Source organism: Aquibium microcysteis, assembly GCF_014495845.1.
Classification (GTDB): Bacteria; Pseudomonadota; Alphaproteobacteria; order Rhizobiales; family Rhizobiaceae; genus Aquibium; species Aquibium microcysteis.
On sequence record NZ_CP061080.1, the window covers coordinates 5526289 to 5549222 of the forward strand.

The 22934-nt window shown below is 70.8% G+C and carries 19 protein-coding genes; 9 read left to right on the forward strand and 10 right to left on the reverse strand.

Annotation, left to right across the window (positions count from 1 at the left end; all coding sequences use genetic code 11):
• Positions 1-4 precede the first annotated feature (4 nt).
• Complete coding sequence (locus IAI54_RS26015) at positions 5-484, forward strand: F0F1 ATP synthase subunit B (RefSeq protein ID WP_187969933.1); 480 nt, start codon at positions 5-7, stop codon at positions 482-484.
• Positions 485-2074: 1590 nt separating this feature from the next.
• Here IAI54_RS26015 and IAI54_RS26020 read toward each other — a convergent pair.
• Both IAI54_RS26020 and IAI54_RS26025 read right to left on the reverse strand, forming a co-directional pair.
• The gene (locus IAI54_RS26020) at positions 2075-2776 is read right to left on the reverse strand and encodes a ribonuclease HII (RefSeq protein WP_187969934.1); all 702 of its coding nucleotides are present in this window, start codon (positions 2774-2776) and stop codon (positions 2075-2077) included.
• 129 nt (positions 2777-2905) lie between these two features.
• On the reverse strand, positions 2906-4060 hold the full coding sequence (locus IAI54_RS26025) for a PA0069 family radical SAM protein (RefSeq protein WP_187969935.1): 1155 nt from the start codon (positions 4058-4060) through the stop codon (positions 2906-2908).
• 139 nt (positions 4061-4199) lie between these two features.
• Here IAI54_RS26025 and IAI54_RS26030 point away from each other — a divergent pair, with 139 nt between their 5' ends.
• Positions 4200-4712, forward strand: coding sequence for a glycosyltransferase (locus IAI54_RS26030; RefSeq protein WP_187969936.1), 513 nt, complete (start codon positions 4200-4202; stop codon positions 4710-4712).
• A 126-nt stretch (positions 4713-4838) separates the two neighbouring features.
• Here IAI54_RS26030 and moaB read toward each other — a convergent pair whose 3' ends face one another.
• From moaB to IAI54_RS26060, 6 genes are all read right to left on the reverse strand, one after another.
• Positions 4839-5399, reverse strand: a complete 561-nt coding sequence (moaB, locus tag IAI54_RS26035; RefSeq protein ID WP_420838250.1) for a molybdenum cofactor biosynthesis protein B — start codon at positions 5397-5399, stop codon at positions 4839-4841.
• The gene (locus tag IAI54_RS26040) at positions 5396-6271 is read right to left on the reverse strand and encodes a 4-(cytidine 5'-diphospho)-2-C-methyl-D-erythritol kinase (RefSeq protein ID WP_187969937.1); all 876 of its coding nucleotides are present in this window, start codon (positions 6269-6271) and stop codon (positions 5396-5398) included. The genes moaB and IAI54_RS26040 overlap by 4 nt, the downstream gene beginning before the upstream one ends.
• 31 nt (positions 6272-6302) lie before the next feature.
• The gene (locus tag IAI54_RS26045) at positions 6303-6488 is read right to left on the reverse strand and encodes a hypothetical protein (RefSeq protein WP_187969938.1); all 186 of its coding nucleotides are present in this window, start codon (positions 6486-6488) and stop codon (positions 6303-6305) included.
• Positions 6489-6564: 76 nt separating this feature from the next.
• On the reverse strand, positions 6565-7398 hold the full coding sequence (locus tag IAI54_RS26050) for a S49 family peptidase (protein WP_420838324.1): 834 nt from the start codon (positions 7396-7398) through the stop codon (positions 6565-6567).
• Between the two features lie 132 nt (positions 7399-7530).
• Positions 7531-8310 (reverse strand): methyltransferase, encoded by a 780-nt coding sequence (locus IAI54_RS26055; RefSeq protein ID WP_187969940.1) that lies wholly within the window; start codon positions 8308-8310, stop codon positions 7531-7533.
• 8 nt (positions 8311-8318) lie between these two features.
• Positions 8319-8543, reverse strand: a complete 225-nt coding sequence (locus IAI54_RS26060) for a putative signal transducing protein (protein WP_187969941.1) — start codon at positions 8541-8543, stop codon at positions 8319-8321.
• A gap of 160 nt (positions 8544-8703) precedes the next feature.
• Here IAI54_RS26060 and IAI54_RS26065 point away from each other — a divergent pair, with 160 nt between their 5' ends.
• Both IAI54_RS26065 and IAI54_RS26070 read left to right on the forward strand, forming a co-directional pair.
• A complete protein-coding gene (locus IAI54_RS26065) occupies positions 8704-9720 on the forward strand; it encodes a polyprenyl synthetase family protein (RefSeq protein WP_187969942.1) in 1017 nt (338 codons plus the stop codon).
• Positions 9721-9861: 141 nt separating this feature from the next.
• Positions 9862-11844 (forward strand): tetratricopeptide repeat protein, encoded by a 1983-nt coding sequence (locus tag IAI54_RS26070; protein ID WP_187969943.1) that lies wholly within the window; start codon positions 9862-9864, stop codon positions 11842-11844.
• 60 nt (positions 11845-11904) lie between these two features.
• Here IAI54_RS26070 and IAI54_RS26075 read toward each other — a convergent pair whose 3' ends face one another.
• Entirely contained in the window at positions 11905-12216 is a 312-nt protein-coding gene (locus IAI54_RS26075) for a hypothetical protein (protein ID WP_187969944.1), read from the reverse strand.
• Positions 12217-12391: 175 nt separating this feature from the next.
• On the opposite strand from IAI54_RS26075, the gene IAI54_RS26080 reads away from it, so the two are divergent.
• The 4 genes from IAI54_RS26080 to IAI54_RS26095 all read left to right on the forward strand — a co-directional run bounded on the left by IAI54_RS26080 (position 12392) and on the right by IAI54_RS26095 (position 16510).
• Entirely contained in the window at positions 12392-13327 is a 936-nt protein-coding gene (locus tag IAI54_RS26080) for a glycine--tRNA ligase subunit alpha (RefSeq protein WP_187969945.1), read from the forward strand.
• A gap of 47 nt (positions 13328-13374) precedes the next feature.
• On the forward strand, positions 13375-14595 hold the full coding sequence (locus tag IAI54_RS26085) for a hypothetical protein (protein ID WP_187969946.1): 1221 nt from the start codon (positions 13375-13377) through the stop codon (positions 14593-14595).
• A gap of 107 nt (positions 14596-14702) precedes the next feature.
• Complete coding sequence (locus IAI54_RS26090; protein ID WP_187969947.1) at positions 14703-15911, forward strand: lipase; 1209 nt, start codon at positions 14703-14705, stop codon at positions 15909-15911.
• A gap of 17 nt (positions 15912-15928) precedes the next feature.
• Positions 15929-16510, forward strand: a complete 582-nt coding sequence (locus IAI54_RS26095; RefSeq protein ID WP_187969948.1) for a protein-S-isoprenylcysteine O-methyltransferase — start codon at positions 15929-15931, stop codon at positions 16508-16510.
• A gap of 16 nt (positions 16511-16526) precedes the next feature.
• Here the strand turns inward: IAI54_RS26095 and IAI54_RS26100 are convergent, their stop codons facing one another.
• Positions 16527-19856: a caspase family protein gene (locus IAI54_RS26100; protein ID WP_187969949.1), complete on the reverse strand. Its 3330-nt coding sequence runs from the start codon at positions 19854-19856 to the stop codon at positions 16527-16529.
• A gap of 389 nt (positions 19857-20245) precedes the next feature.
• Between IAI54_RS26100 and glyS the strand changes: the two genes are divergently transcribed.
• The gene (glyS, locus tag IAI54_RS26105) at positions 20246-22933 is read left to right on the forward strand and encodes a glycine--tRNA ligase subunit beta (RefSeq protein WP_187969950.1); all 2688 of its coding nucleotides are present in this window, start codon (positions 20246-20248) and stop codon (positions 22931-22933) included.
• The last annotated feature ends 1 nt before the right edge of the window (position 22934 follow it).

The following is a 22934-nucleotide window of genomic DNA, read 5'->3' on the forward strand; positions in this document are numbered from 1 at the left end:
GGCTATGGACGCCACATTCTGGGCACTCGTCGGCCTCGTCATCTTCCTCGCCCTCATGGTCTACGTGAAGGTGCCGGGGATGATCACCCGGTCGCTCGACGACCGGGCCGCCAAGATCCGCGACGAACTCGAGCAGGCGCGCCGGCTGCGCGAGGAAGCCCAGCAGCTCCTCGCCGACTACCAGCGCAAGCGCAAGGAGGCCGAGAAGGAGGCGGAGGAGATCGTCTCGTCCGCCCGTCACGAGGCCGAGATGCTCGTCCGCGAGGCCAAGCAGAAGACCGAGGAATACGTCGCCCGCCGCACCGCGCTCGCCGAGCAGAAGATCGGCCAGGCCGAGCGCGATGCGGTCAACGAGGTGCGCTCCAACGCCGTCGACATCGCCGTCGCCGCAGCGCGCAAGCTTCTCGCCGACAAGGTGGACGCCACCGTCGCCGAGAAGCTCTTCAAGTCCTCGGTCGACGACGTCAAGACCAGGCTGAACTGAGCCGGGCCGATCTCGGATCACGATCGATGCCGCCCTCGGGCGGCATTTTTCGTTCCGGAAGTAGCGGGCTGGCCGCATCGGGACGGACGCCGAGGACGAGGGGCAGGAAGCCGGCACCCCCGCCTTCGTCATCCCGGAACGACGTCCGAGCGCAGCGAAGGACGACGTATCCGGGATCCATGCCTCTGCGCAGGTCATCGAGCGGGACGACGGAGAAGATCCGGTGCGTCGTCCGCGCCGTCCCGCCTCTCGACGACGTCCGAGGCATGGATCCCCGGTCTGCGCCTCCGCTCCGCTCCGGCTTCGCCCGGGATGACGACGGTGAAAGGGGCGCCGCGCCTCCGCTTCGTCATCGACCCTGCTGCACTTGGGCATCTGCAGGCCGGCATCGAAGCCCACCCACGCGGCCTCCCTCATCGGCGTCATTCCGGGTCCCGCTGCGCGGCCCCGGAACGACGCATCACGCGGACCGGCCGAATCGGGACGGACGCCGAGGACGAGGGGCCGGAAGCCGGCACCACCGCCTTCGTCATCCCTGAACGACGTCCGAGCGCAGCGAAGGACGCCGTATCCGGGATCCATGCCTCTGCGCAGGTCATCGAGCGGGACGACGGAGAAGGTCCGGTGCGTCGTCCGCGCCCTCCCGCCTCTCGACGACGTCCGAGGCATGGATCCCCGGTCTGCGCCTCCGCTCCGCTCCGGCTTCGCCCGGGATGACGACGGTGAAAGGGGCGCCGCGCCTCCGCTTCGTCATCGACCCTGCTGCACCGGAGCATCCGCAGGCCGGCCTCGAAGCCCCCGCACGGGCTCCCTCATCGGCGTCATTCCGGGTCCCGCTGCGCAGCCCCGCAACGACGCGTCACGCGGACCGTTCGCATCGGGACGGACGCCGAGGACGAGGGGCTGGAAGCCGGCACCCCCGCCTTCGTCATCCCGGAACGACGTCCGAGCGCAGCGAAGGACGCCGTATCCGGGATCCATGCCTCGCCGTCCATGCCCGCGATCCGGTCCACGACGAGGCCCGCGCCGCCGCCCGCCGGCGCCCCCCCCTCCGTCGTCGCTTCGCGACGCCACCTCCGCCCCCACTTCGTGGGGTGGAGGACAGATCGCCTTTGCCGCCGCCCCAGCCGACGGACACCGTCGAGGAATGGGGCCCGGATACGCCGTCCAGCGCTGCGCTCGAACGCCCTTCCGGGATGACGCCGAGGATGCGGCGCCGCACGGCTCAGTCCGCGCTGCGCCTGAGCCCGGCTCCCTGCCCCATGCCTAACCATTTCGGCGCCGGCGATGGCGTCGGGTCCCCGGCGCGGACGCCACGCAAGGGAGGCGGTTCCGGCCGTCGGCGCTCGCTATCCGGTTCGCAATGACGCGGCGCGGGGGAGCGGCCGGGATGCAGTCCTTCCGGCCGGCCTCATCCCGAAGCGCCATCCGGAGCCGGACGACGGCGTGTCTTGAAGGACTTTACCCCCTTGCGGGTCCGGCGGGTTCGGTGACACGGGACTGGGGCGACGTCCGCCGAACCCGGCCGCCGCTCCCCGTCGTCATCCCGGAACGCGACGTGGCGCCGCCCGGTCGGCCTCCATGGCCGGCTCAGCCGGCCTGCGCCACCAGCAGGCCCTCTTCCACGTCCGCCTCGACCGCCCCGCTCTTCAGCGGCGCGAAGCTCATGCGGTGGATGCGCATGACCGCGCCCGCTTCGACGATCGCGGAGCGGTGCCGCGCGGTGGCGTAGCCCATGTGCAGATCGAAGCCGTAGGCCGTGTGCACGGCCGCGCAGCGCGTCATCATGCGGTCGCGCGTGACCTTGGCGACGATCGAGGCGGCGGCGATCGACTGCGACCGCTGGTCGCCCTTCACCAGCGCCTGCGCGTCGCAGGGCAGGCCCGGCGGCACGTCGCGCCCGTCGACCAGCGCGTGACCGGGCGACACGCACAGCAGGGTGGCTGCCCGCCGCATCGCCTCGAGGCTCGCGCGCAGGATGTTGACCGTGTCGATGCCGTCGGCCGCCACCGACGCGACCGAGACGGCGCTTGCCGTGCGCAGGATCTCCGCGCAGAGCCGCTCGCGATCGGCGGCCTTCAGCCGCTTCGAATCGTCCAGTCCCGGCGGGATGCGGCGCGGGTCGAGGATCACCGCCGCCGCCACGACCGGCCCCGCGAGCGGTCCGCGGCCGGCCTCGTCGAGGCCGCAGACCGGGCCGGCGCCGCGCGCCATCAGCCGCGTCTCGATCGAGAAATCGGGCGCCAGCGGCATGTCGAACAGGAGCGGAGGACCGGAGGGAAGGCGACTCATGGTGCGGCGATGGTCGCAGAGCGTCCGGCCCTCCGCAAGGCCCGCCCGGTCGGGGCGAACCGGGCGGGCGCCGTCCAGCCGGGACGAAGCGGCCGGACGGAAGGGGAGGCGGTCGACGTGGGACGGGCGTCAGAGCAGCGAAAGCTGCTCGCCGGCGCGGGCCGGCGGCTTGAACAGGTCGGTCCGCAGCACGCGCTTGTTCTGGTTCAGCCCGAGGCGGCGCGCGGCGATCTGGAACCGCCGCCCGATCTGCCAGGCATAGGGACCAGCGCCCTTCATGCGCGCACCCCAGGTCGAGTCGTAGTCCTTGCCGTCGCGCATCGAGCGCACCAGCGACAGAACGTGGCGGTAGCTGTCGGGATAGTGCCGCAAGAGCCAGTCCTTGAAGATCGGGCTCACCTCCAGCGGCAGCCGCAGGATGATGTAACCCGCCTCGCGCGCGCCGACCGACTGCGCCGAATCGAGGATGCGCTCCACCTCGTGGTCGGTGAGGCCGGGGATCACCGGCGCCACCATCACCGAGACCGGGATGCCGGCTTCCGACAGCGCCTTCATCGTCTCCAGCCGCCGCGTCGGCGTGGCGGCGCGCGGCTCCATGGCCCGCGCCAGCCGCCGGTCGAGCGTCGTCACCGACAGCGCCACCTTGGCCAGCCCCTTCTCCGCCATGCGGGACAGGATGTCGATGTCGCGCGTCACCAGCGCCGACTTGGTCACGATGCCGACCGGATGGTCGTGCGCCTCCAGCACCTCCAGGATCTGCCGCATGATGCCGTAGCGCTTCTCGATCGGCTGGTAGGGATCGGTGTTGGTGCCGATGGCGATGGTCTTCGGCTGGTAGCCGTCCTTGCCGAGTTCCCGCTCGAGCAGCTTCGCCGCGTCCGGCTTGGCGAACAGCTTGGACTCGAAGTCGATCCCCGCCGAAAGCCCCATGTAGCCATGCGTCGGCCGCGCGAAGCAGTAGACGCAGCCGTGCTCGCAGCCGCGATAGGGGTTGATCGAGCGGTCGAAGGAGATGTCGGGCGATTCGTTGCGGGTGATGATCGTCCGCGGCTTCTCGGTCTGCACCTCGGTCTTGAACGGCGGCAGGTCCTCGATCGTGTCCCAGCCGTCGTCGAAGACGTCGCGCCGCAGCGCCTCGAACCGACCCGACGGATTGATGCCGGCCGCCCGGCCGCGCCGGCGCCTTTCGCCGATCCGCACGCCGCTCTGCTCGATCATCGCATTGGCCAAACCGGAATCTCCGCTTGTGAAGGCGGCAATGTCCGCGCGTGCGATCTGTTCCATGTCTCATGCTCCGTACGGCGAGGGAGAATCGCCGCTCTGATGAAACTATTCCTAGAGCAGGCATCGGAACAAAGCAAGAACATAAGCATGCTGCGCTGCAACACTGGCGTTTGGCCGGCGTTTGGATTATGCCGTATCCATGCTGTCGGTGATGATCGAGACCCGCAACCACCAGGAGGCCCTCGCCCGGACGCTCGCGTCCCTCGTGTCGGGTGCGGTCGAAGGCGTCGTCCGCGAGGTTCTCGTCCACGACCGCGGCTCGACCGATCAGACTGCGGCGGTCGCCGACCATGCCGGCTGCATCATCGTGCCGTCGGGTGACCTCATCGGCGGCGTGCGCCGCGCCAGGGGCGACTGGCTCCTGTTCGTCGAGCCGGGTGCCCGGCTGGCCGACGGCTGGGTCGAGGCGGTGTTCGCCCATGTCGGCCACGCCACCACGCCCGCCCGCTTCCTGCGCGCCCGCACGCCCGACCGTGGCTTTCTCGCCCGGCTGATGACGCGCAGCCGCCCGCTGTCGGAAGGCCTGCTCGTCTCCAAGCGCCAGGCCCTGGCGAGGCTGAAGCCGGGGGACGGCGCGGAGGCCCTGGCCAGACGCCTCTCCAGCCGCCGCATCGGCGCCGAGATCATGCCGGCGCGCCGCGAGACGGCGTGAGCCGGCAAGGCCCCGCGGGGACCTCTCAGAGCGAGTGAATCATTCGAGGATGCGAAAGAACGCCCGCTGGTATCCTTGTGATCGTTGGCTCAATCTGTGCGGAAACGGGCGTTCTTTCCCATCCTGTCAGACCACGATCCCGCCGCGCCGCAGGTGCTCGTCCAGCCGCGGCATGATCTCCACGAAGTTGCACGGCATGTGGCGGTAGTCGAGCTGGGCCTTGAGGATCCCGTCCCATGCGTCGCGGCAGGCGCCGGGCGACCCCGGCAGCACGAAGACGAAGGTCTGCGCGATCAGCCCGGCGGTTGCCCGGCTCTGGATCGTCGAGGTGCCGATCTTGTCGAAGGAGATGCGGTGGAACACGGACGAGAAGCCGTCCATCCGCTTCTCGAACAGCGGCTCCAGCGCGTCCGGCGTCACGTCCCGCCCGGTGAATCCGGTCCCGCCGGTGGTGATCACCACGTCGACGGCCGGATCGTTGCACCAGCCCAGCACCGCGCCGCGGATCTTCTCCACGTCGTCGGTCACGATCGCGCGGTGCGCCAGCCGGTGCCCGGCCTGCGCGATCCGCTCCGCCAGCGTCCGCCCGGACTTGTCCTCGTCGAGCGAGCGGGTGTCCGAGACCGTCAGCACCGCGATCCCCACGGGAATGAAGGGTCGGCTTTCGTCCAGGCGTTCCAGGCTCATGCTCCTGCTCCATTCGTTCGCGTGGCTTCGACGAACCAGCCCGGCCGGTCCGCCCGGATGCGCGCCGCCGCGGCCTGCGCCGCCTCGGCGCCGTCGAAGATCCCGAAGCACGTCGCGCCAGAGCCCGACATCCGCGCGAAGCCGGCGCCGGCCGCCCGCAGCGCGTCCAGCGCGTCGCCGATCTGCGGCGCCAGCGCAAGCGCCGGCGCTTCCAGATCGTTGCGCGCGGCCGCGAGGAAGGCAAGCGCGGCGGCATGGTCCGGCGTGCGGGGCAGGGGCGGCAGCGGCGGGTTGTCGCGCCGCGCGAGTGCCCCGAACACGGCCGGCGTCGCCACGGCCACGCCCGGGTTGACCAGCACCACGTCGAAGGCCGGCCATGCGGCGAGCGGCTCCAGCGTGTGGCCGATGCCGCGCGCCACCAGCGGCCGCCCGTCGAGGCACATCGGCACGTCGGCGCCGAGACCGGCGGCGATGCCGGCGATCGCGGCAGAACCGGCGTCGAGGCCCCAGACCTGCGCCAGCGCCCGCAGCGCCGCCGCCGCGTCGCTCGATCCGCCGCCGACGCCCGAGGCGACCGGCAGCCGCTTGTCGAGATGGATCGCCACCGGCGTCGCCGTTTCGGCAGGCAATGCCGCCCGCAGCCGGTCGCGCGCCGCCACGACGAGGTTGGAACCGTCGGCGGGCAGTCCGGCGCCGTGCGGGCCACCGATCGTGACCGCATCCGCCGCCGCCGCTTCCACCGCCAGCACGTCGCCGAACCGCGCGAACACCACGAGTGTTTCGAGCAGATGATAGCCATCCGCGCGCCGGCCGGTCACGTGCAGCGCGAGATTGATCTTCGCCGGCGCCAGCGCGGCGGTGCTCTGTGTCATGGTCCTGCCGGCGGTCCGGGTCTTCGCGCCGTCAGTCCTTGGCCAGACGGTACTCGCCCGTCTTGGGATCCTTCACCAGCGTGCCGTTGGCGCCGCTGCGGGTCTCGCTCTCGGCCCGCCGCACGCGCGCCGACACCCGTTCCGCCTCCTTCAGGAAGGCCCGGTATCCGAAATAGCCGACCGCCGCGACGACGGCGAAGAAGATCAGCTGCGGCATGTGGTTCTGCTCCTCCAGCAAGGCCGGCGTTCCCCGCCCCGGCAGGCGTACCGATCATGCGGCGAACCCGCGCCGCCTACAAGCCGTAGCGCGCCCACAGCGCGCGTTCCATCGCCGCATCGGCGAGCCCATGCGCCGCGCTCGCCGCGATCTCCCCGGTCGCCGCTCCGGCCGACGAGCCGAACAGGCCGAGCCGCCGGCCGAACAGGCCGCGCGGGGCCGTCACCAGCCGCAGCTGCGTCTTTTCCCCGTAGCGCGTCTTCAGGAAGCTGCGCATGTCGCCGAGATGGTCGACGAGCCCCAGCGCCTTGCCGCTGATGCCCGACCAGAACAGCCCGGTGAACAGGTCCTCGCTGTCGGCGAGCTTGCGGCCGCGCCGCTCCTTCACGAGGTCGATGAAGGTCTGGTGCACCTCGAGCTGCAGCGCCTTCAGGTGCTCCACGTCCTCCGGCCGCTCGGGCGAGAACGGGTCGAGCGTCGCCTTGTTGCGCCCCGCCGTGTGCAGGCGCCGTTCGACGCCGATCTTCTCCAGCAGTTCCGTGAAGCCGAAGCCGGCCGACACCACGCCGATCGATCCGACGATGGAGGACGGGTCGGCGATGATCTCGTCGCCCGCCACCGCGATCATGTAGCCGCCCGATGCCGCCACGTCCTCGACGAAGACCAGCACCGTCTTGTTCTTCTCCTTCGCGAGATCGCGGATACGCCGGTAGATCAGCCGCGACTGCACAGGCGAACCGCCGGGCGAATTGACCGAGATCGCCACGGCCGGCGCGTCCTTGAACGAGAACGCCTTCTCGATCACGCCCGCGGTGCTGGCCAGCGACAGCGGCTGCCGGAACTGCCCGCCGCCCGACATGATCGTTCCGTGCAGCCGGATGACGGGGATCGTCACCGCGGTGCTGCGCATGGATTTCGGGATGAAGCGGTGGAAGAAGCGGGTCACGGCGGGCCTTGGCTGTGGGTCTTGCAAGGCATGTAGGAAATCGAGGGCCGGGCGCAATCCCGGCCGCTCCCGCCGAGAGCGATTTCCCCTCGCTTGTCAGTCGCCGAACAGCGAGGCCTGGCCGTTGCAGATCGCATCGGCATGCGCGGTGAAGCGGTTGCCGTCCGCCGCATGCAGCACCAGCGGCGCGGCGAGCCGCATCGCCCTGCGCGAGCCGCGCCGGCCCCGCACCACCACGCGGATCGCATCGGCGTCCGGCCGCGGATGCACCGGCTTGACCTCCAGCCCGCCGAACCGCCCCCCCATGGCGTCGAGGATCTCCGCCAGCGATTGCGGCCGCGCGATCAGCGCCACAGCGCCAGACGGTCTGACGATCGCGGCCGCCGTGCGGATCCAGCGCTCCAGCAGCCCGTCGTCCATCACATGCGCCGCTTTCCGCAGCCCGTCGGGCGTCTGGCGGTCGCGGGCCTCGTTGAAGGGCGGGTTCATGATGGCGATGTCGACGCTGCGGTCGCCAAGTCCCGCCTCCGTCCGCGCCCGGCCGGCCAGCGCGACGTCCGCCACCAGCAGCGACCCCCGCCGCGCAATCTCCGCATTCGCCTCCAGCGCCAGCGTCTGCCGCGCGAACGCGGCCATCGCGGGCTCGCGCTCGACCAGCAGCGCCCGCGCCTGCGGGCAGCGCGCGAGCACCGCCAGGCCTGCGCCGCCAGCGCCGGCGCCGAGGTCGGCGACGAGCCCGCCGAAGCCCGACGGCACGGCCGCCGCCAGCATCATGGCGTCCATGCCGGCCCGGTGGCCGCCGTTCAGCGGCTGCGCCAGGAAGAAGCGGCCGCGGTGGAACGCGTCGATGCTCGCGCCGTCCTCGGTCGGTTCCATGGCGCGCGTCAGCCGGCCCGCATCTCGCCGCCGAAGCCGGCATCGGTGAGCAGCCGGCGTGCCCGGTCGGCGTCGTCCTCGAGCACCATGACCCGGCGCGGCAGCACGCCGAGCGATCCTTCCAGGATGCTCATGTTCTGGTCCGCGACGAAATGCGCGATTCCGGCGTCCCGCAGCAGCGCCTCGATGAAGGAAATGGTCACGGGATCGTTGGTGCGTACGAGTTCGATCATGTTTGCGACGTTCGCAGCTTGACCACGCACTGTAAACTTATATTGCTCGCTTCCGGCGGTCCGGCCGCCAGCCCGCCCCTTGAGACCGGCGACTGCCGCGCCATAATTGAGGGGAGGGGCATGGAAGACGCCGCAACGGCGATGGAATGGAGAAGCTTCAGTGGGCGTCGTCGTTTCACTCGATGAAGGCAAGAAGGGACAGGCCTCGGTCAAGCCGCTGGTGGACCTGACCGCTGCCGACATGTCGCGCGTCAACGAGCTGATCCTGTCGAAGGCCGGCTCGGACGTCGAGATGATCCCCGAGATCGCCAACCACCTCATTTCGTCGGGCGGCAAGCGCCTGCGCCCCATGGTCACGCTCGCGGCCGCGCGCATGTTCGGCTATGCGGGCGACGGCCACGTCAAGCTCGCCACCAGCGTCGAGTTCATGCACACCGCCACGCTGCTCCACGACGACGTCGTCGACGAGAGCGACATGCGCCGCGGCAAGCAGACCGCGCGCATGGTCTGGGGCAACCAAGCGAGCGTGCTGGTGGGCGATTTCCTGCTCGGCCAGGCCTTCCGCATGATGGTCGAGGTCGGCTCGCTGAAGGCGCTGGAGATCCTCGCCACCGCCGCCTCCGTCATCGCCGAGGGCGAGGTCTGGCAGTTGGCCGCCGCCAAGAACCTCGAGACCACCGAGGACGAGTATCTGGCCGTCATCAAGGCCAAGACCGCCGCGCTGTTCTCGGCAGCCGCCGAGGTCGGGCCGGTGATCGCCCAGGCCGGCCGGTCCGAACAGGCCGCGCTGCGCTCCTACGGCACCAATCTCGGCCTCGCCTTCCAGCTCATCGACGATGCGCTCGACTATGGCGGCAATGCCCGCGACCTCGGCAAGAACACCGGCGACGATTTCCGCGAAGGCAAGGTGACGCTCCCGGTCATCCTGAGCTACCGCCGCGGCACGGCCGCCGAGCGCGCCTTCTGGAAGACCGCGATCGAGGACGGCGTCAACGACGATGCGGCGCTCGAAAAGGCCATGGGCCTGATGACGCGCTACAACGCCATCGGCGAGACGATCAGCCGCGCCCGCCATTTCGGCAACATCGCCGCCGACGCGCTGGCACCGCTGGGCGCCACGCCGCAGCGCGACGCGCTGCTGGAGGTCATCGATTTCTGCATCAGCCGGGTGAACTGACCGCGCCGCACCGCGAAGGGCCGCCGCATCGGTGGCCTCGCGGCGTGGTGATCGGTTGGCGCATTGAAGTGCGTCCCCAAAAAGGCCATGCTCGTCGTCCATGGCGAATCCGGTCTGGCGCGATGCGCAGGAAGGGAAAGCATGCAGCGTTTTGGTAGAACTCGGCTGATCGCCTCCGCGATCGCCGTGGCTTGCGCACTCGGTGGTGGCGCGGCCTTCGCCTCGCAGGAGGCGGGCACCGTCGAATCCCAGCCCCCCGTGCGGGTCGGCTCCTTCTCCGGCGCCGTGCTCGCGGCGCGGACGGCCGAGACCGACAACGACTTCGATTCCGCGATCGCCTATTACGAGCGCGCGCTCGATTTCGACCGCGACAATCTCGCCATCCAGCAGAGCGTCATGCTCACCCTCATCGCCCGCGGGCATTTCGACCGCGCGCTGCCCTATGCCGAGAAGCTGAAGACGGTGCCGGAAGTCGAGCGCTTCTCGCGCCTGGCGCTGGCCGTCGATGCCTTCCGCAAGCAGGATCACGCCGCCGCCGAGAACCTGCTCAAGCTCGCGCTCGCCTCCGATCTCGATCGCCTGATCGTCGGCCTCATGACCGGCTGGGCCAATCTCGGCCAGGGCAACGCGCAGTTCGCGCTGGACCAGCTCCAGGAACTGCAGGGCCCCGAATGGTACACGCTGTTCAAGGGCTACCACCGTGCCCTGATCGCACAGGCCGCGGGCCTGCGCGACGTCGCGGCCGCCGCCTATGCCGAAACCGTCGCCAACCAGGCCGCCGGCGCCGCTGCGCCCGAGACCTGGCTGCGCGCCGCCGAGGCCTACGCCCGCATGCTGGCGCGCGAGGGCCGCAGGGACGAGGCACTCGCCGTCCTCGACCAGGCCGATGCCTTCGCCGCCAACCGACCCTCCATCGTGATGCTGCGCAAGTCCATCGAGGCGGGCGAGACCGTCGAGCCGCTGATCGCCAGCACCGCCGACGGCGCAGCCGAGGCGCTCTACAATCTCGGCGCCGCGCTCAACCGCGGCGGCGGCGAGTCCTTCGTGCGGCTCTATCTGCAATATGCGCGCGCGCTCGCGCCGCGGCTCGACGGCGTGCTGGTCCAGCTCGGCCAGGTGGCCGAACTGCAGAACCGGCCGGCCGAAGCGATCGGCTTCTACGGCGACGTGCCGGCCGCCTCGCCGCTCAAGCGCATCGCCGAGCTCCAGCTTGCGCTGAACCTCGCCGATCTCGACCGCCGCGACGAGGCCAAGGCGCATCTGCGCGCGCTGATCGAGCAGGATCCGGACGACATGCGCGCCTATCTGGCGCTCGGCGGCGTCCATGCCGCCAAGGAGGAGTACCGCGACGCGGCGACCGTCTACGACCGGGCCCTCCAGCGCATCGACGAGCCCAGCCGCGCCGACTGGAACCTGTTCTACCAGCGCGGCATCGCCTACGAGCGGCTGAAGGAATGGGAAAAGGCGGAGCCGAACTTCCGCAAGGCGCTCGAACTCTTTCCCGACCAGCCCCAGGTGCTGAACTATCTCGGCTATTCCTGGGTCGACATGGGCATCAACCTCGAGGAAGGGCTCGACCTCATCCGCCGCGCGGTCGAGCTGCGCCCGAACGACGGCTACATCGTCGATTCCCTCGGCTGGGCCTATTACCGCCTCGGCCGTTTCGAGGAGGCCGTCACCGAGCTGGAGCGCGCCGTCTCGCTGAAGCCGGACGATCCGGTCCTCAACGACCATCTCGGCGATGCCTACTGGCGCGTCGGCCGTCGCCTGGAAGCCACCTTCCAGTGGGCCCACGCCCGGGATCTGAAGCCCGACGCGACGGTGCTCGCCTCCGTCCAGCGCAAGCTGGTGGAAGGCCTACCCGCCGCCGAAGCGCCTCTCAAGGAAGAGCAGAAGGCCGAGATCCCGCAGGTCGTGATCCCGCAGGCGGCCGCGCCGAAGCCCGTTCCGGCGGCCGTACCGGCCCGCCACGTCGTGCAGCCGGGCCAGTCGCTCTGGTCGATCGCGGTGGAAAAGCTCGGCGATGGCGAGCGTTTCCGCGAGATCCTCCGGCTCAATCCGGGCCTGCGCGGCAAGGCAGACGCCATCCGCCCCGGCCAGGAACTGGTGCTGCCCACGCCCTGAGGTGCGGCGGGCGCGCCGGCTTGCGCAGCCGCCGTCGCCCGCACCCGTGAAGGGCGCGGCTCAGTTGCCGCGGATCACTTCGCCCGGCCGCGGCTGGATCGGGCAGGCGACCCATTTGCGGTTCTCTTTCCTGACGCAGGTGAGCTCGAGCTTGCGGAAGTCCATCTGCGCCGGATTGTCCTTGGTGCACAGGCAGTCCGTGCCCGGCAGGCGCAGCGTGTCGCAGTCGGTGCCCACGCACAGATAGCCCGACACCATGTCGCGGCCGCCGCCGGCGTTCGGGAAGCGTTCGGAGGCCTGCGCCGCTGCCGAAGCCATGACGGCCCCGGCGGCCAGGAGACCGGCGAAGGCCAGGTGGTGAAGTCTTCTCATCGATGCGCTCCCGTTTCGCGGCCCCCGCCGTCTCTCCGATGTAGTCGTCTGCATGCGCGACGGCAATGGACCGCCGCGATCCGCGAGGACCGCCGCGCGGGGGCCGCAATCTTGACGCTGCCGGATGCCCGGAATAGGACCGGCGGACCACCGCCCCCATCGCGAAAGGCGCGACGTGACCCCGAGCCCCCATCTCGACCCGAAACGCTCCTTCCAGGGGCTCATCCTCACGCTCCACGATTACTGGGCGCAGTATGGCTGCGTCATCCTGCAGCCCTACGACATGGAGGTGGGGGCCGGCACCTTCCATCCCGCCACCACGCTGCGCGCGCTCGGGCCGCGGCCGTGGAAGGCCGCCTACGTCCAGCCCTCGCGCCGCCCCAAGGATGGCCGCTACGGCGAGAACCCCAACCGCCTGCAGCACTACTACCAGTACCAGGTCATCCTGAAGCCCAACCCGTCCAACCTCCAGGAGCTCTATCTCGGCTCGCTGAAGGCGATCGGCATCGATGCGCTGCGCCACGACATCCGCTTCGTCGAGGACGACTGGGAAAGCCCCACCCTCGGCGCCTGGGGGCTCGGCTGGGAGTGCTGGTGCGACGGCATGGAAGTCTCGCAGTTCACCTATTTCCAGCAGGTCTGCGGCATCGAATGCTCCCCCGTCGCCGGCGAACTGACCTACGGCCTCGAGCGTCTCGCCATGTACGTCCAGGGCGTCGACAACGTCTACGATCTGAATTTCAACGGCCGCGACGGCGACGAGAAGGTCACCTATGGCGACGTCTTCCTGCAGGCCGAACAGGAATACTCCCGCCACAATTTCGAGCATGCCGACACCTCGATCCTGTTCCGCCATTTCGAGGACGCGGAGAAGGAGTGCAGGGCGCTGCTCGCCGCGGGTGCCCCGGCGAACGACGACCATGGCCGGCACCGCGTCGTCCTGCCGGCCTACGACCAGTGCATCAAGGCCAGCCACGCCTTCAACCTGCTCGACGCGCGCGGCGTCATCTCGGTCACCGAGCGCCAGAGCTACATCCTGCGGGTCCGCAACCTGGCCAAGGCCTGCGGCGAGGCCTTCCTGAAGACCGAAGCCGGCGGCCTGGCGGCCTGACGCCGGGCTTCCCGGGTGCCCCTTCGCGATGGCCGGTGGATGATCCGATGAGCGGCGCTGCGGAAGTATCCGGGCCATCGCATGTCCGCCCCGTCGCGCGCCGCGCCGTGTTTCACGTCGGCGGCTACGAGCGCAACGACGCCGGCGCCTTCTTCGGCCGCCTCGAGCGCGAGTTCGAGCGCTTCCGCTCGTGCTGGTCTGTCTCGGCCTCCCTCGGCCCGGTCGTCCCGGTCCGGCCCGAGGCGGCCTCCGCCACGGTCGTCTACGAGGACGGGTTCCGCCGCACCGAGACGGAGCTGACCTTTCTCGACTATGACGACCTCGTCGCGTCCGAGCGCGCGCGCCCGGCGGGACGCCGCCTGCGGGAATACGCGGCCGCCTTTGCCGACTACGTGGCCTCCGGAACCGCGTCCGGCTTCTTCCGGGCGAACTGGCGTTTCGGCCTCTTCTTCCTCTATCCCGTCATCGGCTGGTCGATGCCGCTCCTGCTCGGCTGTCTCGTCTTCGCGGCGGTGCGCGCCGTGCCGGTTCCCGGCGCCGGAACCGCCGCCGTCGTGCTCGGTCTCGCCGCCGCCCTCGCGACACTGCGCCATCTCGCCCGCAGGCTGCTGCTCTTCCACGTGAAGGGCCTGTGGATCGCCGCCTTCGACGTCGCGCATGGCCGCGCTCCGGCCTTCGAGCGCAGGCTCGAGGCCTGGGCGGACGTGGTGCGGGACCGGCTGGCGGACGGCCGGTTCGACGAGGTGGTCTTCGTTGGGCACTCCTTCGGCGGCATGCTCGTCCTCGACCTCGCGGCCCGTCACGCGGCACGCGTCGCCGCGGCCGGCGGGGTTCCTGCCTTCCACGTTTTCACGGTGGGATCCACCGCGCCGATGGTGACCATGCATCCGCGCGCCGAAGCGGCCCGCGCGACGCTGCGGTATCTCGCCGGCCAGGACGGCGTCCAGTGGGTCGACGTCCAGGCGCTCATCGACCCGATCAACTTCTTCCGCTGCGATCCGATGGTTCTCTCCGGGGTGCCCAGCCCGCGCGCCGGGCCGTTCCCCTTCGTCTACGAAACCCGTATCCGCGACATGGTCGATCCGGCCTTCTACGCGGCGATGAAGCACAGCGTCTTCCGGATCCACTACCAGTTCGTGTCCGCCAACACGCGGCGCTACGGCTACGACTATCCGATGCTGTGCTTCGGACCGATGCCGGCCGCGTATGCCGTCGTCAGGGGGGTCGGCCAGCGGCTGTTCGATCCCGCTGCGCCCGTCCTCGACTGATCCCTCGTCCATGGCTCGGAGAAAAGCTGTTCCGGTCGCGGGCGGAATCGTCCATAGAGCGGGAAGGGGCCTCTGGCGCCCGACCGTCGCCTGCGGAAGATGACGCCATGACCGCCTTTGCCGAACCCGGACCGCCGATGACGCGTCACGCCGTCGCACGCCGCGCCGTCTTCCACGTCGGCGGCTACGAGCGCAACGACGCGGGCCGCTTCTTCGCGCGCTTCGGCAAGGAACTCGCCCGCTTCGCCGCCTGCTGGTCGGTCGAGGCCACGCTCGGCCCGGTCGCCTTCGACCGCGCCGGCCACGTCGCGTCGGCGTCGGTCGACTGCCGCGCCGCTTCCCGCGCGACGCGCACCGATTTCGTGCTCCTCGACTACGACGACATCGTCATGGCCGATGGCGCGCGACCGCTCGCCACGCGCGTCGTCCGCTGGCTCGCCGCGTTCTTCGACTACGTCGCGACCGGCACCATGTTCCGCTTCTTCGCGGCCAACTGGCGCTTCGCGCTCTATTTCCTCTATCCCCTGCTCGGCATCGTCGGCCCGGTCCTGCTCGGCTTTCTCGTCTGGCGCTTCGGCAGAACCGTTCCCGTTCCCGCTGCCGGCGTGGTCTGCGCGCTCCTCGGCGCCGCGCTGGCGGTCCTGCTGATCCGCCGGCTGGCGCGCCGCTATTTCCTCTTCCACCTGATGGACCTCTGGTCGTTCAGCCGCGAATGGCTGCGCGGCAGGCGGCCGGCCATGGAGGCGCGCATCGCCGTGTGGGCGCGCGCGATCGACGAGCGGGTCCTTGCGGGCGGGTACGAGGAGGTGGTGCTCGTCGGCCACTCCACCGGCGGCGCGATCATCCTCGACGTCGCGGCAGCCTATGCGGCGCGCGTCGCCGCGCGGGGCGAAGCGCCCGCCTTCACGCTCTTGACCGTCGGTTCGACGGGACCCAAGATCACGCTGCATCCCGCCGCGAAAGGCTCGCGCGAGCGCCTGCGCGGTCTCGTCGCCCATCCCGGCGTCGACTGGGGCGACTTCCAGGCCGTCGCCGACATCATCAACTTCTATCGCTGCGACCAGCTGGCGCTGGCCGGTATCCCGAACCCGCGGACGACGCCCTTTCCCTTCGTCCGGCGGGTTCGCTTCAGGTCCATGCTCGACAAGGCGTTCTACCGCAGCATCCGCTTCAACGTCTTCCGGCTGCACTACCAGTTCATCTCGGCCAACACGAAGCACGACCGCTACGACTTCTTCATGATGTGCTGCGGGCCGCATCCGATCCACGCGTCGATCCGGGGCAGCCTCGTTCCGCGCCGGCCGGAGACGTCCTGAGCAACGGAGAAGCACTGATGCGCGACGTCTCCTTCTGGGTCTGGCTCGCCTTCCTGATCGGCTGGGTGGCGCTGCGCTGGCCGGCCATGCGCCGCGCCCGCAGGCTGCGCACCCGCGACGACCGGCGCGACACGCTCGACATAGCCCTGCTCGTCGACTGCGTCTTCGGCCTCGCCGTCCTGCCGGTCGCCTGGCGGCTCGGCCTGTTCCAGGGCATCGGCGACCGGCCGCAGGGCCTCGTGCCGCTCGTCCTCGGCATCGCCGCCGGCGCCGCGTTCCTGTGGCTCTTCCGCCGCAGCCACCGCGATCTCGGCCGCAACTGGTCGGTCAGCCTCGAACTGCGCGAAGGCCACCGGCTCGTCACCGGCGGCGTCTACGCCCATGTCCGCCACCCCATGTACGCCTCCTTCTTCCTCTGGGGCATCATGCAGGCGCTGCTCGTCGCCAACTGGTTCGCCGGTCTCGCCGGGCTGTTCGCCGTGACGCTGCTCTACGCGCTGCGCACCGGCCGCGAGGAAGCCATGATGCGCTCCGCCTTCGGCGCCGACTACGACGCCTACGCCGCCCGCACGAAGCGCCTGCTGCCGGGCGTCTACTGACCGGGGCGGTCCGCGCTCACAGAAGCGGCGCGGTTCCGGCGAGACCGCTGCGCGCGATCCAGGGCGTCTGCCGCCCGCCGGTCTCCGTCACCACCCGCCGCTTCAGCGCGCGGTAGACTTCGTCGAAGTCCAGCGCGCCGTCGCCATTCGCGTCTGCGGTCGCCCGGTCCGAGAAGATCGCCGCCAGCGCCGCCGTGAAGGCACCGCCGCCGAAGCGGGGTCCCTCCAGGCTGAACTGGCGGCCCTTGGAGGCCGAGATCACCGCCACGGCCGCAGCGCCCTGCGACAGCAGCCCGTCCACCGCCGCGTCGTTGCTCGCCGTGCCGGCCGCACCCGAATGGCAGGCGTCGAGGAACACGAACACCCGGCCCGGCAGCCGGCGCAGCGCGGCGGAGAGATCGTCCATGCCGATGGCCGTCTGCGCCAGCCCGTCGAGCCGCGTCCCCCGGTCGGCCAGCCGGAAGGCACCGGCCTCGTCCACCAGCCCGTGCCCGGCCACGTGCAGGAACAGCGTGTCGTCCGGCCCCATGCGCGCAGCGATCACGTCGAGCCTCGAAGGCAGCAATGCCGCCAGCTCGGCCGCGTCCGCGATCACCTCCGTCTCGACGCCGGCATAATAGGGCGATCCTGCTGCCGCCGCGGCGGCGAAGCGGCGGGCGTCCTGGACGGCATAGCGCAGGGTCCCGATGGCCGGGTCGTCGTACCGGTCCGTGCCCACCGCAAGCACGAACAGCCGGCCGCGGGCCTGCGCGGGACCGTCGACCGGCCGCTGTCCTTCGATTTCCCCGACCGCCACGTCCACCGTCAGGCTCGCGAGACCGCGCGCGTCGAGAACCCGCGCCGAGACGACGCGCGTTTCCGGCGAAAGGGTCACGCGGCGTTCCACCGCGGCCGTGCGGCCCGACAGCGGCACGGCCTCCACCGGACGGCCGTCGCGGAAGAGGGTCAGCCGCGCCAGGTCGGCCTCGCCCTCGGCTACGGCTTCGAAGATGGCCTCGCCCTTCGTCGCGCCTGCGCGCGCCCGCAGCGTCAGGCGCGGCGGAATGCCGGGTGCGGCCGCGCCGGGGCGGGCGCCTCCGCGCAGGGTCTCCTCCACCAGCCCCGACGCCGCCAGCACCCCGCCGAACTGCGCGAGCTCGTAGAGGTTGCGGTCGCCGGGGAACTTCAGATGCACGTGGCGCGCGCCTTCCGGCGTCGCCTCGAAGCGGAAGCCGCTGCCGTAGGCCACCACCTCGTCGTCCACGAAGCGCCCCGCGAGCACCGCTGCGCCCGAGCCGATCGCATGCACGAAGAAGCGTCCGTCGGCGTTGATCTGCACGAGATGCCGCCCGTCGTCCGACAGCGCGATCTCCGCCACGTTGGCGAAGCCCTCCAGTCGGGCCTGGCGAAACGTCACGGAGCGATCCGCCAGGTCGAGCAGGGCCAGTTCGCCGCGGCTGTTGAGCAGCGCCAGGTGCCGCTCGTCCGGGCGGAACACCCGCAGCTCGTCGTGGAAGGTCATGTCGAGAAGCTCGTCCGGCGCGTCCCCCGCGTCCTCCGCATCGGCCAGCATCTCTGGATTGTCGGCATAGCGCGGGTCGAAAGCCAGCATGTCGCCGTCGAGCGTCTGTCCGATCAGCGTGACGGCGACCTCGCCCCCGCTCTCCTCCAGCAGGGAGGCCGCCCCCTCGGGAAAGGCGCCGGTGCTGACGTAGCAGTGGAACTGTACGATCTGTCGCAGCCGGCCCTGGTAGGTCAGGCTCCAGACACGCGCTTCCGAGCTGCGGCCGACCGTGGTGCAGGCGGCGTCGAGGTCGGGATGCATCGTCAGCGTCGCCGCCGCCGCGTCGAAGCGTGCCGCCAGCGCTGCATCGGCCAGCCGCCGCGCCTGCGCGGCCGATCCCGACGCGACGCGATACTCCGCCTCGTCGCCGGCATCGTCCTTCATGCTCTCGAAGGTCAGGCGGTCGAAGGCGAGCGGCGCCTGCCCGCGATAGCCGAGGCCCAGCGCCCGCAGCCGGTCGGCGATGCGGCTCGCCCGGTTGAAGCGTTCGACGGGCCGCAGCCGCGCCGCCGCCCGCAGCACCGTCCCGTCCGCGGCGGCGGCCGCCACGTCCGGCGCGCTCGCCTCCGGTCTGCCGTCGCCGGCCTCGTCCAGGAGCAGCGGCACCCCGTCGAGCGGCGACAGGCTCGCCCGGGGACCGCCGTTCAGGCGCCAGCTCGCAAGGCCGCGCCCGGCCGAGCCGAGCGTCGGTCGGGGTGCCACCACATGCGCCGCCGCATCCGCGGCGGTGAAGGGCTCGTCCGGATCGCGCGCGTCGGTCAGCATGCGATCGAAGATCAGGCTGTAGGCGACCTCGGGATCGTAGGAGCCCATGCGCACCAGCGTGTTGTCGATCTCCACGTCCACCACGGCCTCTTCGGTCGGGTCGCACGCGCCGCAGCCTTCCGCGAGGTAGCGGTAGCCGCGGCCGGTGAGCGTTTCGAGAAAGCCGATCGCTCCGGCCGCCTCGTAGGCGGCGAGCATGAAGCTGTCGCCGGGCGACCACTGCACGCCCTGCACGAAGGTGCCGCGCCCGCCCACGCCCTCCGGGTCGAGTTCGAGCACCATGCTCTCCGACACGAGGTCGAAGACCCGCAGCTGCGAAGCCATGTCGCCGAACCAGTGCAGGAAGCGCCCCGTGGGCGAAAAGGTCGGCCGGTACCCCTCCGCCGCGATCACCTGCGCCCCCGTCGTCGCGTCCGTCACGCGGAAGTGTCCGTCGAACACCGAGAGCGTATATTCTCCGTCCGCGCTGGCCCGGCTTTCGACCGGGGTGTCGGCTGCAAAACTGTCCTGCACGACGATCTTCGGCTCGCCCGGCGCGACCGTCCGGTCGAGCGCGCCGGCAGCCGTCGCCGGCCTGCCGGGAACCGCCAGCGCCCACCCCGCCGTCATCGGCCCCGTGAGGAAGGGCGTCACCAGCGCCGAGCCGCGCCGTGCCTCCGCCAGGTGCAGCGGCACGAAGAGGCGCAGCCGGTCGGAGGCATGGCCGATCCCGAAAGGCGCCGGCTCCCCGGGTGCCAGCGCCATGAAGCCTTCGCCCGACAGCCTGACGCGCTCCGGAAGGTCGACCACCAGGAAGGCCGCTCCCTCGCAGCCCGGCGCCGGCACGCTCCACGTCAGGCGAAACGGCGCGCCGCCGCGCACGGGTGCCTCCGCCTCGATCGCCACCCGCGTCGCGTCGCGCAGCACCGCGGCGTCCAGGTCGGCGCAGGCGGGAGCCGCCGCGGCCTGCGGCACGGCAAGGCCGAGGGTCACGATCATGGCCGCGGCCAGCATCCGCACCAGCCGCCCCACGCCTTTGCCCCTCGGCCATTCCGTCATCGTCTGCTCCCGCCCGTCGTCACCGCCGATCGCAGCCATTGTGCCAACCACGGCGCGCGACGAAAACCCCTCGCGCCCGCGCGCTGGTGACAGCGGCGGACGGAGTTGCTAGAGCGCACGCCTGACACTCCCGCGCCCGAGAACCGATCCGATGCCCGATCTTCTGCTCGAACTCCGCTCCGAGGAAATACCGGCCCGCCCGCGCGCCCGCAGCGCCGCAGGCGCGAGGACGCGCAAGACGGGAACCGGCATGCGGGTGGAGGTGCTCTGATGCCCGATCTTCTGCTCGAACTCCGCTCCGAGGAAATGCCTGCCCGCCCGCGCGCCCGCAGCGCCGCAGGCGCGAGGACGCGCAAGACGGGAACCGGCATGCGGCTGGAGGTGCTCTGATGCCCGATCTTCTGCTCGAACTCCGCTCCGAGGAAATACCGGCCCGCATGCAGCGCAAGGCGGCGGGCGATCTGCGGAAGATGGTCACCGACGGTCTGGTCGAGGCGGGTCTCACCTACGAGGCGGCGCGGGAATACTGGACGCCGCGGCGGCTCGCGCTCGACATCCGCGGCGTCACCGCCCGCTCGAAGGACGTGCGCGAGGAGATCAAGGGCCCGCCCGTCAAGGCGCCGGAGGCGGCCGTGCAGGGCTTCCTGCGCAAGGCCGGCCTGGCGTCCGTCGACCAGCTTTCCGTCCAGACCGACCCGAAGAAGGGCGACTTCTACGTCGCGCTGATCGAGAAGCCCGGCCGCGCGGCCGAGGAGATCATCGCCGCCCTCATGCCCGGCATCATCCGCGACTTCCCCTGGCCGAAGTCGATGCGCTGGGGTGCGGCGTCCGCGCCGCGCGATCCGCGCTTCTACGGCGACGTGGCGAAGGGCTCCGAGAGCCTGCGCTGGGTGCGGCCGCTGCAGTCGATCCTCTGCACCTTCGGCCCCGAGACCGCCGAGCCGGTGGTCGTCGACTTCGAGGTCGACGGCCTTCGCTCCGGCAACGTCACCGTCGGCCACCGCTTCCACGCCCCGGGCGAGATCACCGTGCGCCGCTTCGACGACTACGTCTCGGCGCTGGAGGCGGCGAAGGTCGTGCTCGACGCCGAGCGCCGCAAGCAGATCATCCTGTCGGACGCCCGCAACCTCGCCTTCGCCAGCGGCCTGGACCTCGTCGAGGACGAGGGCCTGCTCGAGGAGGTCGCCGGCCTCGTCGAATGGCCGGTCGTGCTGATGGGCTCCTTCGAGGAGGAATTCCTCGCTATCCCGCCGGAAGTGATCCGCCTCACCATCCGCGCCAACCAGAAGTGCTTCGTCACGCGGCCGCATGGCGCCGCCCCCGAGGCCGGGCTCGCCCCCCGCTTCATCCTCACCGCCAACATCGAGGCCGACGACGGCGGCGCCGAGATCGTCCACGGCAACGGCAAGGTCGTTCGCGCGCGGCTCTCCGACGCCGTGCATTTCTGGAAGACCGACCAGGCCGACCTGCCCGACCTCGCCGCGCTGCAGCCGTCGGCCGAAAGGTTCGGCCTCGACCTGAAGAAGCCGCTGGACCAGCGCATGGCCCGCCTCGACCATCTGGGCGTCACCTTCCACGCCAGGCTCGGCACGCAAGGCGAACGCGTCCAGCGCATCGCCAGGCTCGCCGAAGAGATCGCGGCGTCTCTCCCCCCCTCCCCCCTGAGGGGAGGGGTAAGGGGTGGGGGTACGCCTCCCGCCGACGCCTCGCACCTGGCCGCTCACCACGACGGCGATGCCGACCTCCCCGCGCTCGCCCGCCGCGCCGCGGTGCTCGCCAAGGCCGACCTGCAGACCGAGATCGTCGGCGAGTTCCCCGAACTCCAGGGCGCCATGGGCCGCAAATACGCGCTGCTCCAGGGCGAACACCCTTCCGTCGCCGCAGCACTCGAAGCCCACTACAAGCCGCAGGGCCCCACCGACACCGTCCCCACCGACCCCGTCGCCATCGCCGTCGCGCTCGCCGACAAGCTCGACACGCTGGTGGGCTTCTGGGCCATCGACGAGAAGCCCACGGGCTCGAAGGACCCCTACGCGCTGCGCCGCGCGGCGCTGGGGGTGATCCGGATTCTGGTGGAGAACGGGGTAAGGTTGGGTTTATTCGATACTCTGTTCAGAGCCTCGGTCGAGATCGAACTCGCTGTTGAATATCTACGCGATCAGCGGCGGCGCGCGCTGGTGGCCGAACTGAATAAGCAAGGGCTTCTATTTGAAGCAAAGAACTTAGAGGCGTCACTTGTTCATAGAGAAGATCGTGAGGAGACAGAGATCGAAAGCGCACTGGGGGTCTCTCTGCTCGAGGCAGAATGCGCCGACCTCCTATCCTTCTTCCACGACCGCCTGAAAGTCTACCTCCGCGACAAGGGCGCCCGGCACGACCTGATCGACGCCGTGCTCGCCGGCGGCGGCAGGCCGATCTCCCCCCTTGTGGGGGAGATGTCCGGCAGGACAGAGGGGGGCGCCCAGGCTCGACCTCTCCACGCTTCCGAGAACCAGGCTGAACTCACCCCCCAGCCCGCGATCCCCTACGACGTCGACCGCTTGCACTCCGCGACGCCCCCCTCTGCCCTGCCGGGCATCTCCCCCACAAGGGGGGAGATCGGCGCTCCACCGGCGGCGACCTCCTCCCCCCTGGCGGGGGAGGGTGCCTCCACCAACGACGACCTCCTGATGATCGTCCGCCGCGTCGAGGCGCTGTCCGATCTCCTCGGAACCGAGGACGGGAAGAACCTCGTCGCGGGCACGAAGCGCGCGGCCAACATCCTGGCGGCCGAGGAGAAGAAGGGCACCCGCGTCGCGGCCCGTGTCGACGCCGCCCTCCTGTCCGAACCCTCGGAAGTGGCCCTCCATGCCGCCGTCGAGACCGCCGAGCAGGAGGCGGCCACGGCCATCGCGCAGGAGGATTTCGCCGCCGCGATGCGCGCGCTGGCGGCGCTCAGGGCGCCCATCGACGCCTTCTTCGAGGCCGTGATGGTGAATGCCGAGGACGAGGCGGTGCGGGCGAACCGACTGGCGCTGCTGTCGCGCATCCGCGGCGCGACGGGCCAGGTGGCGGACTTCTCGAAGATCGCCGGCTGAT

Coding starts and splice junctions, on each gene's coding strand:
- IAI54_RS26060 (WP_187969941.1), bottom strand. CDS start 8,543: ATGATCGAACTCGTACGCACCAACGATCCCGTGACCATTTCCTTCATC.
- IAI54_RS26085 (WP_187969946.1), top strand. CDS start 13,375: ATGAGCGGCGCTGCGGAAGTATCCGGGCCATCGCATGTCCGCCCCGTC.
- IAI54_RS26020 (WP_187969934.1), bottom strand. CDS start 2,776: ATGAGTCGCCTTCCCTCCGGTCCTCCGCTCCTGTTCGACATGCCGCTG.
- IAI54_RS26025 (WP_187969935.1), bottom strand. CDS start 4,060: ATGGAACAGATCGCACGCGCGGACATTGCCGCCTTCACAAGCGGAGAT.
- IAI54_RS26055 (WP_187969940.1), bottom strand. CDS start 8,310: ATGGAACCGACCGAGGACGGCGCGAGCATCGACGCGTTCCACCGCGGC.
- IAI54_RS26050 (WP_420838324.1), bottom strand. CDS start 7,398: ATGCGCAGCACCGCGGTGACGATCCCCGTCATCCGGCTGCACGGAACG.
- IAI54_RS26090 (WP_187969947.1), top strand. CDS start 14,703: ATGACCGCCTTTGCCGAACCCGGACCGCCGATGACGCGTCACGCCGTC.
- IAI54_RS26015 (WP_187969933.1), top strand. CDS start 5: ATGGACGCCACATTCTGGGCACTCGTCGGCCTCGTCATCTTCCTCGCC.
- IAI54_RS26095 (WP_187969948.1), top strand. CDS start 15,929: ATGCGCGACGTCTCCTTCTGGGTCTGGCTCGCCTTCCTGATCGGCTGG.
- moaB (WP_420838250.1), bottom strand. CDS start 5,399: ATGAGCCTGGAACGCCTGGACGAAAGCCGACCCTTCATTCCCGTGGGG.
- IAI54_RS26100 (WP_187969949.1), bottom strand. CDS start 19,856: ATGACGGAATGGCCGAGGGGCAAAGGCGTGGGGCGGCTGGTGCGGATG.
- IAI54_RS26070 (WP_187969943.1), top strand. CDS start 9,862: ATGCAGCGTTTTGGTAGAACTCGGCTGATCGCCTCCGCGATCGCCGTG.
- glyS (WP_187969950.1), top strand. CDS start 20,246: ATGCCCGATCTTCTGCTCGAACTCCGCTCCGAGGAAATACCGGCCCGC.
- IAI54_RS26045 (WP_187969938.1), bottom strand. CDS start 6,488: ATGCCGCAGCTGATCTTCTTCGCCGTCGTCGCGGCGGTCGGCTATTTC.
- IAI54_RS26040 (WP_187969937.1), bottom strand. CDS start 6,271: ATGACACAGAGCACCGCCGCGCTGGCGCCGGCGAAGATCAATCTCGCG.
- IAI54_RS26030 (WP_187969936.1), top strand. CDS start 4,200: ATGCTGTCGGTGATGATCGAGACCCGCAACCACCAGGAGGCCCTCGCC.
- IAI54_RS26075 (WP_187969944.1), bottom strand. CDS start 12,216: ATGAGAAGACTTCACCACCTGGCCTTCGCCGGTCTCCTGGCCGCCGGG.